Raw genomic sequence first — 2,067 nt, forward strand, 5'->3', positions numbered from 1 at the left:
CCAGCCCGATGCGCGGCTTGTGCTGGTGCCGCGCCACCCGGAACGTTTCACCGGCGTTGCCAACCTGTGCGAGAAACGCGGCTTTAACCTCGTGCGCCGCAGCGAGCACCGTGGCTGTGATGCAGACACGGATATCTATCTCGGCGACAGCATGGGCGAGCTACCCCTCTTTTATGCCGCCTCCGATATCGCCTTCATCGGCGGCACGCTGGTGCCGGCCGGCGGGCAGAATCCCATCGAGGCGGCGGCTCTGGGCCTGCCGATCGTTATCGGTCCGAGCTTCTATAACTTCACCGACATCGGTCGCATGCTACGCGAGAGCGATGCCGTGTGTGTCGTCAAAGACAGCGAGCAACTCGCCGCGAGTGTGCTGGACTGCTTCCGCAACCCCAACCTGCGTCACCAGCGCGGCGAAAACGCACGCGGCGTCGTCGAGCGAAACCGCGGCGCGCTGGACAAACTATTGAAGCTGGTGGATGAATTGAAAAGAGATTGATGAATTCGGATTGATGATCGATGATTGAAAAACCATCACGTATGGATGCGTGATTCACAACAAAGGAGCCAAGGATGGTCGAAGAACACTCCCCAGAAATTATGCGTCGTCGTACACGACGTTTTGCACTCTCAATAATTAAATTATTTAAGACTCTGCCACTTCGTGAAGAGGCAAGAATTCTTGGTCGTCAGATGCTCAGAAGTGGTACTTCCGTGGGTGCGCATTACCACGAAGCCACGCGCTCACGCTCAAGAGCAGAATTTATCAGTAAGCTTGAGGGTGGGCTGCAAGAACTGGATGAAACCGTTTACTGGCTTACGTTGCTAAAAGAAGCAAATGTTATAAATGGACAGTTAGATGGTTTGCTCAATGAGGCTGATGAACTTACCGCTATTCTCGTTGCCTCAGCGAAAACAGCCAAACTCAATAAAAGACAATGATGATTGCAGAATGATGATCGGTGAATATTAAAAGCAATCGGTGATCGCTAATTGATGAAATCACAAGTTTTTGATCTTCCAATCATCGATCATCAATCCGAATTCATCGATGTCTTTTCATTCATCAATCATCAATCCGAAATCATCAATTGACTTATCGCTTCCACATCCGTTACTGCCAGCGAGCCCGCTGACTGCTTCAGGCGCAGCGTGTTCAGCAGGTAGTCATAGCGGGAACGTGCATGGTCACGCTGGGCACGGAACAGTTCGCGCTGGCTAAGCAGCACGTCAACGATGGTTCGCGTGCCCACCTCGAATCCGGCCTCGGTGGCCTCGAGCGCCTTCTTGCTTGAGACCACGGCCTGCTCGAGGGCCTTCACTCTGCTGATGCCGGCAAGCACACCGAGGTAGGCATTGCGTGTCTGGCGTTGTACACCGCGACGGGTCTGTTCAAGGCGATAGCGGGCCTCGTTCGCCCGGTAACCTGCCTCGCGGGTCCGCGAAAGAACCGCGCCGCCGGCAAACAGCGGTACGTTCAGTTGCAGGGATAAAGTCTCGGCATCGGTCTCCCGGCCGGTAGTACTGTGGGTGACGGAATTCGATTTGTTGGCGACAAAATCCAGCGTCGGGTAATGCCCGGCGCGCTGGCGACTGATTTCATCCTTGGCGGCCGAGGCGGCAAATCGCGCCGCTTGCAGGGAAAGGTTCTGTTGCCGCGCCTGTGTTATCCACGCGTCCGCATCAGACGGCACCGGCTCGAGGAGCGGGATCTCATCGCGCAGCACCTGCAGGGTTTCGTCATACTGGCCGGTGATTTCCTGCAAGGCCTCGCGCGTATTCGCCAGCGTGTTATCGGCCGTGATCTCCTGCGCCACGGTCAGGTCATACTGCGCCTGTGCCTCGTGCACATCGGTGATGGCAATCAGGCCAACTTCAAAGCGTTGTTTGGCCTGTTCCAGTTGGCGTGCGGTAGCTTCTTTTTCGGCGCGTGAAAACTCGACGTTATCCAGCGCGGCCAGCACATCGAAATAGGCACTCGACACGCGTACGATCAACTCCTGCTTCGCCGCCCCGTAATCGGCCTCGGCCTTGTCCCCGTGGGCACCGGCCTGACCCAGCCCCACCCCG

Annotated in this window: 3 protein-coding genes; 2 read left to right on the forward strand and 1 reads right to left on the reverse strand. The window is 56.3% G+C overall.

From position 1 onward, the window contains the following. Together QZ571_RS18470 and QZ571_RS18475 are read left to right on the forward strand one after the other, a co-directional pair. Positions 1–496, forward strand: a 496-nt coding sequence (locus QZ571_RS18470) for a glycosyltransferase (RefSeq protein ID WP_295537631.1), incomplete at its 5' end; no start/stop codon positions are given. 74 nt (positions 497–570) lie between these two features. Beyond that, complete coding sequence (locus tag QZ571_RS18475) at positions 571–939, forward strand: four helix bundle protein (RefSeq protein ID WP_295537633.1); 369 nt, start codon at positions 571–573, stop codon at positions 937–939. A gap of 131 nt (positions 940–1,070) precedes the next feature. Here the strand turns inward: QZ571_RS18475 and QZ571_RS18480 are convergent. After that, positions 1,071–2,067: TolC family outer membrane protein (locus tag QZ571_RS18480; RefSeq protein ID WP_295537635.1), on the reverse strand; the 997-nt coding region annotated here is incomplete at its 5' end.

Source organism: uncultured Thioclava sp., from assembly GCF_913064665.1.
Taxonomy (GTDB): domain Bacteria; phylum Pseudomonadota; class Alphaproteobacteria; order Rhodobacterales; family Rhodobacteraceae; genus Thioclava; species Thioclava arctica.